13 protein-coding genes are annotated in these 14,886 nt (G+C 36.9%); 6 read left to right on the top strand and 7 right to left on the bottom strand.

What is annotated here, in order from left to right; translation table 11 throughout:
• Window positions 1-686: 686 nt before the first annotated feature.
• On the bottom strand, window positions 687-2,216 hold the full coding sequence (locus GTK47_RS05935) for a methyl-accepting chemotaxis protein (protein ID WP_165122411.1): 1,530 nt from the start codon (window positions 2,214-2,216) through the stop codon (window positions 687-689).
• A 1,131-nt stretch (window positions 2,217-3,347) separates the two neighbouring features.
• Here GTK47_RS05935 and GTK47_RS05930 point away from each other — a divergent pair.
• From GTK47_RS05930 to GTK47_RS05905, 6 genes are all read left to right on the top strand, one after another.
• Window positions 3,348-3,647 carry a helix-turn-helix transcriptional regulator gene (locus GTK47_RS05930; protein WP_165122410.1) on the top strand — a complete coding sequence of 100 codons (300 nt, stop codon included), beginning with the start codon at window positions 3,348-3,350 and terminating at the stop codon, window positions 3,645-3,647.
• A 321-nt stretch (window positions 3,648-3,968) separates the two neighbouring features.
• The gene (locus tag GTK47_RS05925; RefSeq protein ID WP_165122409.1) at window positions 3,969-4,535 is read left to right on the top strand and encodes a fimbrial protein; all 567 of its coding nucleotides are present in this window, start codon (window positions 3,969-3,971) and stop codon (window positions 4,533-4,535) included.
• Window positions 4,536-4,600: 65 nt separating this feature from the next.
• On the top strand, window positions 4,601-5,317 hold the full coding sequence (locus GTK47_RS05920) for a fimbria/pilus periplasmic chaperone (RefSeq protein ID WP_165122408.1): 717 nt from the start codon (window positions 4,601-4,603) through the stop codon (window positions 5,315-5,317).
• 38 nt (window positions 5,318-5,355) lie between these two features.
• Window positions 5,356-8,016: a fimbria/pilus outer membrane usher protein gene (locus GTK47_RS05915; RefSeq protein WP_165122407.1), complete on the top strand. Its 2,661-nt coding sequence runs from the start codon at window positions 5,356-5,358 to the stop codon at window positions 8,014-8,016.
• A 3-nt stretch (window positions 8,017-8,019) separates the two neighbouring features.
• Window positions 8,020-9,192 carry a fimbrial protein gene (locus GTK47_RS05910; protein ID WP_165122406.1) on the top strand — a complete coding sequence of 391 codons (1,173 nt, stop codon included), beginning with the start codon at window positions 8,020-8,022 and terminating at the stop codon, window positions 9,190-9,192.
• A gap of 216 nt (window positions 9,193-9,408) precedes the next feature.
• Entirely contained in the window at window positions 9,409-10,089 is a 681-nt protein-coding gene (locus tag GTK47_RS05905) for an HAD family hydrolase (protein ID WP_165122405.1), read from the top strand.
• 65 nt (window positions 10,090-10,154) lie between these two features.
• Here GTK47_RS05905 and GTK47_RS05900 read toward each other — a convergent pair whose 3' ends face one another.
• From GTK47_RS05900 to GTK47_RS05875, 6 genes are all read right to left on the bottom strand, one after another.
• Entirely contained in the window at window positions 10,155-10,730 is a 576-nt protein-coding gene (locus tag GTK47_RS05900) for a TerD family protein (RefSeq protein ID WP_109394128.1), read from the bottom strand.
• A gap of 79 nt (window positions 10,731-10,809) precedes the next feature.
• The gene (locus GTK47_RS05895; protein ID WP_072070083.1) at window positions 10,810-11,388 is read right to left on the bottom strand and encodes a TerD family protein; all 579 of its coding nucleotides are present in this window, start codon (window positions 11,386-11,388) and stop codon (window positions 10,810-10,812) included.
• A 53-nt stretch (window positions 11,389-11,441) separates the two neighbouring features.
• Window positions 11,442-12,482 (bottom strand): TerC/Alx family metal homeostasis membrane protein, encoded by a 1,041-nt coding sequence (locus GTK47_RS05890; RefSeq protein WP_165122404.1) that lies wholly within the window; start codon window positions 12,480-12,482, stop codon window positions 11,442-11,444.
• A 31-nt stretch (window positions 12,483-12,513) separates the two neighbouring features.
• Window positions 12,514-12,969, bottom strand: a complete 456-nt coding sequence (locus GTK47_RS05885; protein ID WP_075672880.1) for a tellurite resistance TerB family protein — start codon at window positions 12,967-12,969, stop codon at window positions 12,514-12,516.
• Between the two features lie 25 nt (window positions 12,970-12,994).
• Entirely contained in the window at window positions 12,995-14,191 is a 1,197-nt protein-coding gene (locus GTK47_RS05880) for a TerD family protein (protein WP_165122403.1), read from the bottom strand.
• Complete coding sequence (locus tag GTK47_RS05875) at window positions 14,192-14,776, bottom strand: TerD family protein (RefSeq protein WP_165122402.1); 585 nt, start codon at window positions 14,774-14,776, stop codon at window positions 14,192-14,194.
• Window positions 14,777-14,886 lie beyond the last annotated feature (110 nt).

The following is a 14,886-nucleotide window of genomic DNA, read 5'->3' as shown; positions in this document are numbered from 1 at the left end:
AAGATAGATTTCATTGTTTATGTTTCGCGAACATTACCACAAAGAAAAAAACAATGACATTTTATAAAAAAACAATAAAAAATAGAAAAACACGCATAAAAAAACCATATAAATCATAACATTAAAAAAATAACTTTTATTTAATATTATTTTTTAATTAAATAAAGCTAGAAATGGAGCATCATTTAAAGAAACTACGTTTTTATACTTATTTTAGAGGGTTTAAAAAAATAAAAAAACAATTCAATCAAAACAATGAGTTGGAGTTTAAAAATATATTTTTTATTTTACTTTTTAACGAAAAATAAAAAAGTGAGTTTGAGATTATTCTTATCAAGATAAATAATCAGATATTTTTAAAATTAACTTACTATTCAATCAATAAACGTTTAACAGGTAATTATTTTTCAAAAAAATGAATAAAAAACTTACAAAAAAATAATTAAGATAGAAAAAACTTGATTTTAAAAATAAAAAACAGTATTTACACCATTTATTTTTGCAAAAAAGACCTTCTACTTATAAAAAGTGTGACTGGAGAAATTTCATTAACACATTAGCTTAAAGCTGACCTTTCTATTGATAAATAAAGATAGAAAATAATAGCTAAATAAACAAACTCACTCTCGTTTTGCATTTAGAGTGAGCTTGTTTTAAATACGAAATTAACTGACTAATTCAATTTATTAGTATTGTTCTTTAATCTGAAAGACTGAAACTTTATCTGTTAAGTTTTGGGCTTTCTCATCTAAAATCATTGTTGAGGTTGCGCCCTGTTCAACTAAAGCCGCATTTTGCTGAACAACAGAATCCATTTGGTTAATGGCGACTGCGATCTGTTCAATACCTACTTTTTGTTCTTCTGATGCGATACTAATACCTTGCATGATATCGCTGACTTTAGTAATAGAAGAAACGATGTCCTGCATATGCTCGCCTGTTCTATTTACTAATTCTCGGCCATGAGCCACATCAGCAACGGATTCTCTGATGATTTGATTAATTTCACGCGCAGCATCTGCACTTCTTGCCGCTAAATTCCTTACTTCTGTTGCAACAACAGTAAATCCGCGACCTTGTTCACCGGCACGCGCCGCTTCAACTGCCGCGTTTAATGCCAGAATATTAGTTTGGCTTGCAATGTTATTAACCACGTCATTGATTTCAGCAACTTTTAATGTTCCTACCTCGATTTTTTTCATTGAGTTAATGGCATCATTCATAATGTTAGAGCCATCAATCGCCAAATCACGTGTTTCTGCTGTAATAGAATTGGCTAAAATCGCATTATCTGTGTTATTCACTACTGCGATTTTTATCTCTTCCATACTTGCTGCTGTCTGTTGCAGAGCACTCGCTTGCTCTTCGGTACGAGAAGAGAGATCTTGATTACCAGAAGCAATTTCCGCTGAGCCTTTTTTGATCTCTAGCGCTTCTTCTTTAACAAGTTGAATAGTCGATGTTAGCGAAGTTTGCATCTCTCCCACATTAGAGAACAGGGTTCCAAACTCATCATTTCGTTTTTTAGGTAGAGTGAAACTTAAATCACCCTCTCCTACTTTTTGCAAAATGGCTGATAGCGTATTCAAGTTAAAGATAAACGTTTTATTTACCCAACGGATAACGATATAAAGAAGAAGAAGAATGATCCCTAAAGCAATAATGGTTGTATAAATTGACAACTGCACCATCCAAGCTTGCTGTGCTTTAATATCATCATTCACACCTTTCGTGATCATAAGATATTCATCGAAAAGTTCAGATAGACGAGTAAAGTCGTTAGAGAGATTTGATTCTGTGTAATCTAGCGTATCAATAGGTGCAATAAGTTCATCTAAAAGATAATAGAATAACACTGAGAGCTGCTCTGAATTACGTTGAGCATCAGGGCTTATCTTCTTCACACCTACCCAATGAGTAATAGTCGCTTTAGATTTTGTTGCCAGCGCTTTCGCTTCAGCAACAAGTGATTTAATGGTTTCTTGCTTGTTCTCATCCGTCATCGTTTTCAACAACATTAGATAGTTGACGTGAGAACGAATGGTCGCTAATTCATATCTTGCTTCTTGAACACTATTTAGTCTGGTATTCAAGGAATCCAATGATGCAAAGTTTTCTTGCATTCTATAAATAAAAAATGACGACAATACTGATGATAATAAGAAAATAGTTAACAGTATGATGGAACCTACTTTCGCTGATCTTTCAATACTCATGAAATAATCTTCCCCGATAATAAAATGATACAAATGTATTCATTTATCGGCACAAAATAGATTTTATTTACTTATTAATCAGAATTATCGATACAAACGATTAATACAGTTCTCAATCAATGATGGTAATTAGTTTTTTATTCTTAGATTCAAGTATTAACCTAGATCATATACCGTTATGAAATAATATTTCAGTGTTATTAATTGGTTAGCAATTAGGGATTAATTTTAATGAAACTAAAAATCGATAAAAAATTTTAATTTCACAAGAAATGCCTATTATCGCTTAGAGATTAATAATTCTTAAGTATTTTTACGATCCAGCTCATATATTTGTGATAAACCGTTTTTGAATACACCTAAAATAGAGTATATACACTTAGGATATTGTTAATGAAAAATTATCGTCACTTTAAATGAGAAAATAGAGAAAAAAACACATTAGTTATTTGCATCCTCATATAGCGGGATAAATAAGACATTCGAGAAAACAAATCAAACATCATTGCAATTAATATTTTCAAAAAAAGCCACCTACTTAGCATCAAACAACAAATCCTTCTTTATATGAACACTCCCCACAGTAATTACCGCGTTAGATCAATTTTTATTTTTCATTCTTTTAAATAAAAAAGTTGTTATCACAATTTTTTTATAAAGATATATAACTCATTTTCATCATATACCCCAATTTTTGATTTTATTCAGAGAATTCTTACGTTCTACAATTTTCACAAATACCCACAATCCGCGTAAAATACATTTACTTACAATATCTAACCTTTTCATACAATTCGTCTTATAAAGATGGAAAGTGAAATATAAAATAACATATAACTTATATGACGAGATTTTACACCCAAATAAAACTCATATAACGAGTATCGCATTTAGTTTGTAATTTCATTAAATTACTTAACGTATTGATATGTCTATCACTTACTAAAACTTAAGTATAGCCTTACAATAATTACTCTCTTGATAGGTGTAGCCTATTACAAAATGATATCACATAGGGTAAACCATTTTTACCCATTAATTTATGTGTAATATAGTTATTCAAAATGAAATGGCTAATTTTAATATGTGATAACTTCTAAATATTAGACCTCATGTTATTGGAATTAATTTATGAACGATCTAGACATCAAAGTAGGCTTTTTTTTTAAGAAGGCTAGAAAAGAGAAGAAATTATCAGGTCGTGAGCTGGCAAAAATAATTTCTGTTAGCCAACAACAAATATCCCGTTATGAAAATGGCAAAAATAGTATGTCACTTAGTTTAATAAATAAGCTACTTATTATTTTTGATAAATCATGGGATGATTTGAATCGTGAAGTAATAAGTACCTACAACGAAAAGGTGCCAAATACACAATCAAAAAAAAGAGACTATGAATTTAGTGGGGCTACTATTAGCCAACTAATTTGAAAACAATTATTTAACAATTTTACGTAAGCATCTCTATAAGCATTAAATCATGAAAATAAAATATTTAATTATGTTTTATTTTCATGAGCTATTAGCTTTATGAAGTTAGGGGTGTTAACAACTGACAAAACTATTATTTCGTATTAATAGATAATTATTAGGAAAATAAAGAACGCTTATTAAGTGTTTTTATTCGCCATGGATAGCTTTTATTTATTTTTACGCTAATAGCGAGTCAAAAAAATAAACTACTAAATATCATTTAAATATTTAGTGATTTATTAAAACGTAGTTATCTAATATAAAACGAAGGAATTTAGAATGAAAAAATCTATCATTGGTGCATCTTTAGCAATGGCATTTGGTCTGATGGCTGGTAATGCTTTTGCTGCTGATAATACTGGTACGATTACTTTTAATGGTGAATTAACGGATACAACTTGTAAAGTTGATATCGAAGGCCAAGGCCCTGATGCAACTATCACTCTGCCTACAGTCAGTACTGCAACTTTAACAGCTGCTGGCCAAGTAACTGGTCGTACTGGTTTCAACATGAACCTGTCTGATTGTAAAGTAGGTGATGCTGGCCATAGCAAAGTATCTGCATTCTTCGAAACTGGTGCAACTGTTGACCAAGCTGCTGGTCGTCTGAACAATATGGATATTTCTGCAGCTGGTGCAAAACTGGTTCAATTACAACTGTTAGATGGTAGCAACGCATTCGCACCAATCAAAATTGGTAATACATCTCAAGTAAATGCAACGACTTACGTTCAAATTACTGATGAAAAAGCCACTCTGCCATACGCTGTTGAATACTACGCTATCGGTAAAACCGATGCAGGTAAAGTAACAAGTAGCGTTGTTTATACTCTGCAGTATAAATAATCGAAATAAACAGGGGGGAGGTTTCTCCTTCCTGTTTGCTTTTTATTAATGGAATAAAGATAAATATGAAAACCACTAAATTAATTAAAAGCTTTTTTTTGAGTTTATTAATTATTATTCCAACATGGGTAAATGCTGCCGTTGTGATTAGTGGCACTCGTGTTATTTATAATGAAAATGAAAAAGAAGTAACGCTTAAAGTTTCTAATGAAGGAACGGTGCCTGTATTAATTCAAAATTGGCTTGATACCGGAGATGTTGATGCAGCTCCTGAGACTATACAAGTTCCATTTGTTTTAACACCACCTGTTTTCCGTATTGAGCCGACTAAATCACAGACATTAAGAATTGGTTATACCGGTGGTGTTGCTTTAGCAAAAGATAAAGAAACTATTTACTGGCTTAACGTATTAGAAATACCACCTAATGCAGCAAGTGAAGAAAATAAACTACAAATCGCTTATCGCTCCAGAATAAAGCTATTTTATCGCCCAATCGCTCTAAAAGATAAAATGGGAGCAATTAATGCTGCTGAAGGTTTAAAGTTTTCAGTTTCTGGTAACACGTTAAAAGCCATCAATAATGCCCCTTATTATGTTTCTTTAGTTTCTATTTCTCTCAATGGAAATGATAAACAGCCTATTGATGGTGAATTAGTCCCACCATTAAGTAGCCATGATTTTACTATACCCAATGGCGTATCCGCAAATATAGGAAATAAAGTCGTTTATCGATATGTAAACGATTGGGGCGCCATGAAGATAGTTGAATCAAAACTTTAATTCTCCAGTGACTTTATAAAATATACGGGAATATTTAAATGAGCAGTTATATTTTAAAAACTATTATAATATCTGCTGGTGCAACTTTTTTTCTAGTTGCTCCTTATACCTATGCAGAAAATATAACAGTAACAGAAAAGAATAAATGGCTGCCGAATGGTAATCGTGCATTATCGGGTGTAAATACATTACCCGCGCATGTTGCGACTCAAAGTTTACCAGCAAGTGCTAATGGCAATAATTTGCCTACCACAAATGGTAATAATAATACCGCAACCACATTTAACCCGATTTTTATGAATACGTCACAAAGTGATATTGATATCAGCCGTTTTGACAAGGAAAACTCAATATTACCTGGTACGTGGGATGTTGATGTTTACGTTAATAATCATTTTATTGCTAAACAAAAAATCACTTTTAGAGAAATGGCTAACCAAAAAGTGGAACCCTGTCTCACTAAAGACACGATGAGCCTTATCAATATCAAAGATGATAAACAGTCTCCATTGCTGAAAAGTGCAATGGAGCTTCATGAATGTATTGAATTAGTTAATCTCGTTCCTTCAACAGCCGTTACCTATGATCCTTCAATACAACGCCTTAATGTTGAAGTCCCACAAGCACTTGTTGGCTATAAACCGAGAGGTTATGTTAGCCCTTCACTATGGGATAGAGGGATCAACGCCCTGTTAGTGAACTATAATGCTAACTATTTTACATCTAGAAATAACGGTACAAACTATGATTCCGCATTTGCTGGTATTGATAGCCATGTAAATTTGGGAACATGGAGTTTTCATCATACTGGTAACTACTCATGGGACGAAAACAATGGCCATGATTACACATCAACCTATAACTATTTAGAGCGTATTATCACCACAATTAGAGGGGTAGTACAAATTGGGGATGTGTTAACAACAGGTCAGTTATTTGACTCTCAACCACTAAGAGGTATCCAGCTTTTTAGTGACGAGAAAATGTTACCGGATTCTCAACGTGGGTTTGCACCAACTATTCGTGGTATTGCGAAAACCAATGCGCGAGTCATTATTCGCCAAGATGGACGTGTTATTCACGAAACAGTGGTTTCACCAGGCCCATTCGAAATTGATGACCTCTACCCTTCTGGTTATGGTGGTAACTTGGATGTCACCATTCAAGAAGCCGATGGTTCACAACAAAACTTCAAAGTTTATTATGCTTCACTGGTACAATTATTACGCCCTGGGCAACATAACTACACTGTTGCAGCAGGTCATTTAAATTCCAAGTCTGTAGATTATGATCCTACTTTATATCAAGCCACCTACCGCCGTGGTTTAACCAATATTATTACAGGTTATGCAGGTGTTCAGGGTACAGGTGCAGATTACTACGCTGTTCAAGTTGGTTTGGCATTAAGTACACCTTTAGGTGCTTTTTCTGCCGACGTCACACAAGCTCGAGTGCATTTAAATACGACCGCTTCTGCTGTTAATAGCGGACAGAGTTATCAGGTGAGTTACAGTAAATATATTCAAGATACCAACAGTAACTTGACTATTGCAGCATATAAATTTAACTCCGAAAACTTCTACGACTATACCTCTGCGGTACAGGCAATAAATGAAGAAAAACATGGCAGAAGTATTAGTAACATCTGGCGTCCAAAGAGTCGTTTTAACGTTACCATCGATCAGGGGTTAGCTGAGGGATGGGGTAACTTTTATGTCACTGGTTATACCCAAAACTACTGGAATAATGATACTACCGACTTACAGTACCAATTGGGTTATAACAACAACTGGCGCAGGTTGTCTTATGGTCTAAACGTAGGCCAAGTCCGTAATGCGGAGGGTAAAAAAGAAACCACATTTGAGATGAACTTTACCTTACCATTGTATGATCTCAGTATTGACCATATGCCAACTCTAACCGCCGCTGTGACTCGTGATGGTCGAGGTTATGTGGGTGAAAGACTCGGTATTTCTGGCTCTGCGGGTGCGGATAACCGTTACTCTTATGGTGTAACCGCAATGAATACAAACCACGGCGTTGGCTCAAGTATGACAATGAGTGGTAATGCAAGAACAAACTTTAGCAGCTTAAGTGCAACCTACGGTATTGGTGAGCACTACCAAAATGCGTCAGTTGGCGCGAGTGGTTCGTTAGTCGGTTGGTCAGGTGGTTTGGCTACATCGCCTTATCAAGGTAATACCTTCACTATTGTTGATGCTGATGGCGCAGAAGGGGCCGCGGTGAGTGGCTATCCAGGTATCGAAGTTAACAGCTTTGGTTACGCTTTAGTGCCTTACTTAACTCCGTATCAATTAAACGATATCACTATTAACCCTAAAAATATGACCACTAGCGTTGAATTACAAAATACTCAAGCCTTTGTCGCGCCATTTGAAGGTGCAATAACTAAAGTTGTCTTTGAAACTGATAAGGGTACGCCATTGTTGATTACTATCCAAAGAAATAATGGACCTATTCCATTTGGTAGTGTCGCTTACGATGAACAGAACAGTGAAGTGGGTAGCATTGGTCAGGGAGGACTTCTCTACGCCCGCGTTAAAAATCCATCAGGTCGTTTAACGATTAAGTGGGGACCAGGTGAAATACAGCAATGTACCATTAACTATAGTGCACCAGCACAAGATAAAAATAATCAAAGTAGTTTTGTTCAACTTACTAGTGTGTGTGGAGAATAAAGTATGAAGCCTATTATTAAAAACTCATTAGCCTTAATGCTTCTACTTTTTCCTGTTGCGGAAGTAATGGCAAAACCTGATGTCCATTGTTTTACCATAAAACCAACTATACAACTACATATTTCAGTAGGGGGATCTGTTTTTTTAGGACCTGACGCCCCCATCGGAACTATACTTTATCAAGGTTATGTTGATACAGCGACATACAAGTATAACTATCAGTGTAACGGGGATTTTACAAATCCTGATGAGGTATATCGTATTGCAGAAACAGAGACATCAAGAATGCTCTCAATATCTGGTACTCATATCAAGGGTGGAGGCATTCCCGATGCGGTATACCAAACTAATTTACCTGGTGTAGGTGTTCGTTTTTTTGTTAAAAAAGAATATGATAGGCCGATCATGGCTGGCCAAGAGGTGGATCTGTTTGGCACTTTCACTCGTGAAATATCCTTAAAAATACTCAACGGTGCCCATGGAATATCGTATTATGGAAAACCCCATTTATCTTATTCGTTGATAAAAACAGGGCCAATACAACCAGGAAATGCTCATTTTACTGCACATAACCAAGTAATTATTAACTTTCCAAATGACAGATTAGACCATGTAGTTGCACCTGAATTTCCTTATACGTTCTTTGATACTTATATTACAGGTTCAGTCAACGTCTTTTCATCTAGCTGTAAAACGCAAGATTACACAGTGGAGTTGGGTAAACATAAAACATCTGAAATGCCAACCAAAGGCAGTTCAACCAATTGGGTAAACTCCGATATTATATTAACTAATTGTCCGGCCTTTAGAGGTTATTATTCAGGAAAAAAAGGGAATGTTGTCTCAACTGAAGTCGGTCACACATTCCCAGATCGAGATCCTAACGAACTAAGAGTAACAATAAAACCTGTTAATCCAGCTATTCCTGAATATCCTGGTACTTTTAAAGTAAATGATGTTCCAGGTGCAGCAAAAGGTGTAGGGATACAACTTGCATTCGGTGATGTCGGCGAAGATTTTGTTAAATTTAATACACCAACCGCCTTTGCACAACCGGTTACTGAAAAAGCAGGAACAGTCAGTATTCCATTACGAGCACGATATATTCGTACTGATGATAGAATATCCGCAGGTAGAGCTGATGGGGCTGCAACCTTTATGATTGAATATTACTAACCCCTTATTCTGTTTGCCAATAGCATAAAATCACACCTCTTAGCCTAAATCACTAAGAGGTGTTTTTTTATGGTTCATCGTTCTAATTTTCATTACTAATAATAAAAATCATTATTTATCAATAAATAAGACCGCCTCTATCTCATTTTTAGAACAATGATATAATAAGTAAAATATATTTCTCAAACTCTGATGATTTACGGAGCCTTACCCTGTATGCAACCCCAATTTGAAAACGCGAAAAACACCGTAAAAACGTTATCAGTGTTTGATTTTGATGGCACGCTAACCTATCACGATAGTTTTATTCCTTTTCTAAAATTCGCCTTTGGCAAACGTAAATTCTCACGCCGTTTAATTAAAATGGTATTACCGACATTACGTTGCTTTAGACGCAAACTCACGCGTGATGAACTAAAAGAAGTGCTGATCAAAACCTTTCTAACCAATATTGATGAACAATGGTTAAAAGAAAAAGCAGAAGAATTTTGCAAGCTTTACTGGGCTAAATTGATGCGCCCTACTGGCTTATTCGCTGTTGCAGAAGAAGTGAATAGCAATGCTGAAGTGACGATTTGTTCTGCATCACCTGCAATGGTGTTGCAACCTTTTGCCAAGCGCTTAGGCGTTAAACTAATAGGAACAACACTTGAAGTTATTGATGGAAAACTGACAGGTAAAATTATTGGTAATAACTGTCGTTGTGGTGAAAAAATAAAACGATTAGAAGCAGTATATGGGGACTTAACACAATATCATTTAAGGGCGTGGGGAGATTCTCGTGGTGATCATGAATTACTGTTTGCAGCGCAAGATCCTCATTGGCGTCACTTTCATACTGGTCGTCGTAAATCTAAAAATTCACCGATTAAAGTGACCGTAAAAAAAGAGTCTTAATCGCTGACTCTTTGTTTATCAATACAAAAAAATAGCCCCCGCTAAAGCGAGGGCTAAATAAAGCATTAGATATTTACGCCGTGTTGTGCTGCTAACGCACCTAAACCACCCGCAAAACCTTGACCAACTGCTTTGAATTTCCACTCTGCACCGTGGCGATATAACTCACCAAAGATCATTGCGGTTTCTGTTGATGCATCTTCAGAAAGATCAAAACGTGCAATTTCAGTATTATTGTCGTTGTTATAAACGCGCATAAAACTGTTGCTGACCATACCAAAGTTTTGTTTACGGTTTTCTGCATCATAAATAGTGACTGCGAATACCAGTTTTTTCACTTCAGCAGGGACTTTTGATAGAGTGATTTTTACTTGCTCATCATCACCATCACCTTCCCCAGTACGGTTATCTCCTTGGTGTTCAACGCTTCCGCATTGACTCAATTTGTTATTAAAGAAGATAAAACTTGCGTCTGAAAGTACTTTTCCATCTTCACCTACCATGAACACTGACGCATCTAAATCGAACTCTGCGCCATCAGTCACGCGGGCATCCCATCCTAGACCAACCATAGCAACCGACATTGTTGGTGCTTCTTTAGTCAGAGAAACATTACCACCTTTAACGAGGGAAACTGCCATATCAAAGCTCCTACTTTATTGAATAAACTGGCAATCACATCTTATGACTGCCAGCAGTTAGTGTCTTACAAATCAACTATCAAGAGGCATTAATACCGTATTGAGCACAAACTGAACCCAAACCACCTGCATAACCCTGACCAACAGCGCGGAATTTCCATTCTGCGTTATGGCGATATAGCTCACCAAATAACATTGCTGTTTCTGTTGATGCGTCTTCAGTTAAGTCATAACGAGCAACTTCAATTTGGTTGTCATCATTAACTAAACGAATAAATGCACCTGATACTTGGCCAAAGCTTTGGCGACGAGCTTGCGCATCATGGATAGTCACAACGAAGATAACCTTATCGACATCATTCGGGATCATGTCTAATTTGATTTTCAGTGCTTCATCATCACCATCGCCTTCACCGGTACGGTTGTCACCAGTGTGAACAACAGAGCCATCAGCAGATCTTAAGTTATTATAAAAAATGAAATCGGCATCGCTACGCACTTTTCCATTTGCAGCTAACAGAAATACAGATGCATCTAAGTCAAAATCTTGACCATCTGTAGAACGGGCATCCCAACCAAGTCCGACAAGGACGTTTTTCATCGTTGGGGCTGCTTTGCTCAGAGAGACATTACCACCTTTAGAAAGAGAAACGCTCATTTTATAACCTCTTTAGTTTTGTTTTTAATATTCTGATTTTTCAAGAATATTTATTAATTTGTCTTACCTTCATCATCTTTTTTCTCTGGGAATACAAAACTTGCAATAATACCCAGAGCAAGAACACCTAGCACAACAAATAAGCTAGTTGTCGCGGAGATGCTGTATCCATGTTGCCAGATGTGATCTGTTGCATTTAAACCCAGTTTTGCAGCAATAAAGAACAACAACACAATAACCGCTTTTTCAAGGTAAACCAGATACTGTTTTAACGCTTCTAACACGAAGTAAAGCGTACGTAAGCCTAAGATTGCGAACATCATTGCACTATAAACAATAAGGGGTTCACGGCTTACTGCGATAATAGCGGGAACCGAGTCGAAAGCAAACATCACATCGGAAAGCTCTACAACCGCCACACACAGCATAAGTGGTGTTGCATATAACGCTGCTTTTGTACCACGACCGATAGTGATATCTTTGTTTTCTGGTTTTGCTAATTCAGCATCAACTTCTTTTTGTGTTAATACGAAAGCGTGTCCAGTGATTTTTGGCCAAATAGGGAAAAATCGTTTAACTAGGCGATAAGCAAGATGTTGTGAATAGTCCTCAATCTCTTCACTGTCATCACCACTTTTCAGCATCATAACTGCCGTCCAAGCAACGATTAAGGCAAACACTATCTCAACATATGGTCCTAAGCTTAACAGTCCTGTACCGATGGCAACAAAGATCCCACGGAAAACGATAGCACCGATAATACCCCAATAAAGAACGCGGTGACGGAAGCGATCAGGGACAGCAAACCAAGAGAAAATCGCCATCATGACAAACAAGTTATCAACGGAAAGCACCTTCTCTAAGGCATAACCTGTTACGAATAAGCTCGCAACTTCTGCACCATGGTGAATATAAAGGAATCCTGCGAATGCCATAGCAATAGCAATCCAGAATATAGACCAAAATATGGCATTCTTTAACGTTATCGGCTTATCCGCACGATGCATAAATAAGTCGATAAAAATAGCGCCAATCGCAAGTACTACAAAGACAATGACAGTTTCTGTCGGAAAACCAATATGTGTGGATACCATAATAATTCCTGAACGGTTCCCTATAAATTAATTACAAACCAAATTCTGCGGGCTCAAAGCCTAATGCAATGGCAATAGCACGCACCGCTTCTTTTTCATCATTGTCAAAATCACCATCACTTTTCGCAACAGCAATACCGACACGAATAGCTAATTGCGCAGCTTCTGGCTGATCTTTCATTGCCAGAATATACTTCATGGTTTCGCCTTTACCGACTTCAGTATCGAACTCGAAACTCAGGATTAGCTTATTAAAGAATTCGATAACTTCAGAAGTATCAAATACTTTAAGTTCATCCGATGCTTTTAAAAAACCAAGCATCTTCTGTTTTTCTTCAGAACTCACACCGTCACTGGCAATGGCAATACGCGCACAAATTGCAACAGTACCTTGCATAAATTTTTTATTTTTAAAGCGACCAACTTGCTTGGCTAACTCAGAACGGCCTGTATTAAAACCTTCTTTTAATTTGTTAAAAAAACTCATGTTATTTTTCCTTCTATCAATTTGATCACTTAGAGCCCGCTGTCCAGCGAAACCCCCACCCGTACGCATTATCCATATCACGGTGGCCTTTAAAAAACTCATTGAGACGTTCAACTTTGATTGATCCGTTCTCATTAACTAGTCGGGCAATCGCACACATACCTCGACCATTATTACCATCAGTTAAGCGTGTTTCGATAGGTGGTTGATCTGGCACATGAATAGTAACCACACCATCAGTTTTACTCCAATTCGGTACACCTTCATAAATAAACGCGAAAATCAGCACTTGCTTAATATTTTTCCATTCACGCCCATTCACAAAAATCCATTCACCACCAGCAACATCGCCTGTGCGGTCATCGCCTTGCAATTCAACATAAGGAATACGATTAAAATCACCAAACCCGTTTCCTAATGCTTGAATAACAGACTTATGCCCTTGTTGAAGTTCAACGAATGCACCGATATCTAAGTCGATACCTTTATTGCCACCAAACAATCCACCTAATAACCCAGAACCCCCGCTTTTGCTTTCACGATGCCAATCAAGGTTGATTCGAATTTTACCGAAGTCATCTTTCTTCGTGAGACTGATTGCTGGTTTCTCTTTGGTTAAAGAGACTTTACTTAAGTTCACCGAATTTGGCGCTGGCGTTGGAGCAGGCGTTGGAGCTGGTTTTGGCGTTGGCGTTGGCGTTGGCGTTGGCGTTGGCGTTGGCGCAGGATCTGCGATATCAACACCAAAATGTTCAGCGAGCGGTTTTAAGCCCCCGTTAAATCCTTGAGCAATAAAACGGAACTTCCAACTACCATTACGACGATACAATTCACCTAAAATTAATGCCGCTTCAGGACGACCGTTAATATCAACATTGCCGTTCGCCACAACTTCGTTATTAGCATCAACTTGAATCGACAATCGTTGTAAATTTGCAATTGTTTGCTGACCATCACAGGTCGCAGTAAACGCAATCTTTTCAACATCTGGACGTAAACGGGTTAAATCTACGGTAAATGATGTGCTGTTACCTGCCATCGCATAAATAACAGTACGATCATCATTGGCTGTCTGCCCATAAAACACCATATCGGTGTCACCATTCACTTTACCTGACGCATAAAGTCTAAAAGCAGAAACATCAACAGGCGCACCTGATTGAATTCTAACGATTAATGTTTGATTAGGAACAGGTAAGTTCCCACCTGGAGTCATATTCATTTATCGCACCACCGTAGCTACAATATCAGGCATCATGTCGTTGATAACGCGGCCTTTACAAGGCGCACCAAACGCAGTGAAATCCCATTGACCATGATTACGTTGTAAAGAAGCAATCACGATACCTGTATGAGAGCCTTGCTCTGTTAAGGTATAACGCACTAGCTCTTTGTTAGTTGTTTTATCAACAACACGGCAGAATGCGTTTTCAACTTCATTAAATGTTTGCCCACGGAAACTGTTTACTGTGAATACCAAATATTCAACATTTGCCGGTAAACGATCTAAATCAACAAAAATTGTTTCATCATCGCCATCACCGTCACCTGTTAAGTTATCACCAGAGTGAATAACTGACTGACAACTTGATTTTAATTTTCTAAACCAAATGGTATCGATTTGATTGCCACTTGCGTCAAGCAATACGCAACTTGCATCTAAATCAATAGAACCACCACCACCAAAAAGACCGCCTAATAATCCTTTTTTCTTAATCGGATCCCAGCCCAAACCAAACATTAAATGGCTCAGTGTAGGTGCTTGTTTACTGAGAGAAACTGTTTGATTCTTGCTTAATGAAACCATAATTAAATTCCTTCAGAGGTAGAGTGAAACAATAACGCCATTTGTAATTAAATCCATATCATGAAAATCATCATATCATGATGAAGTACATGAGCAAGACTATTTTTCTC

Origin of the sequence: Proteus sp. ZN5, from assembly GCF_011046025.1 — a bacterium.
Lineage (GTDB): Bacteria > Pseudomonadota > Gammaproteobacteria > Enterobacterales > Enterobacteriaceae > Proteus.
This window is presented reverse-complemented; position numbering and strand designations above follow the sequence as displayed.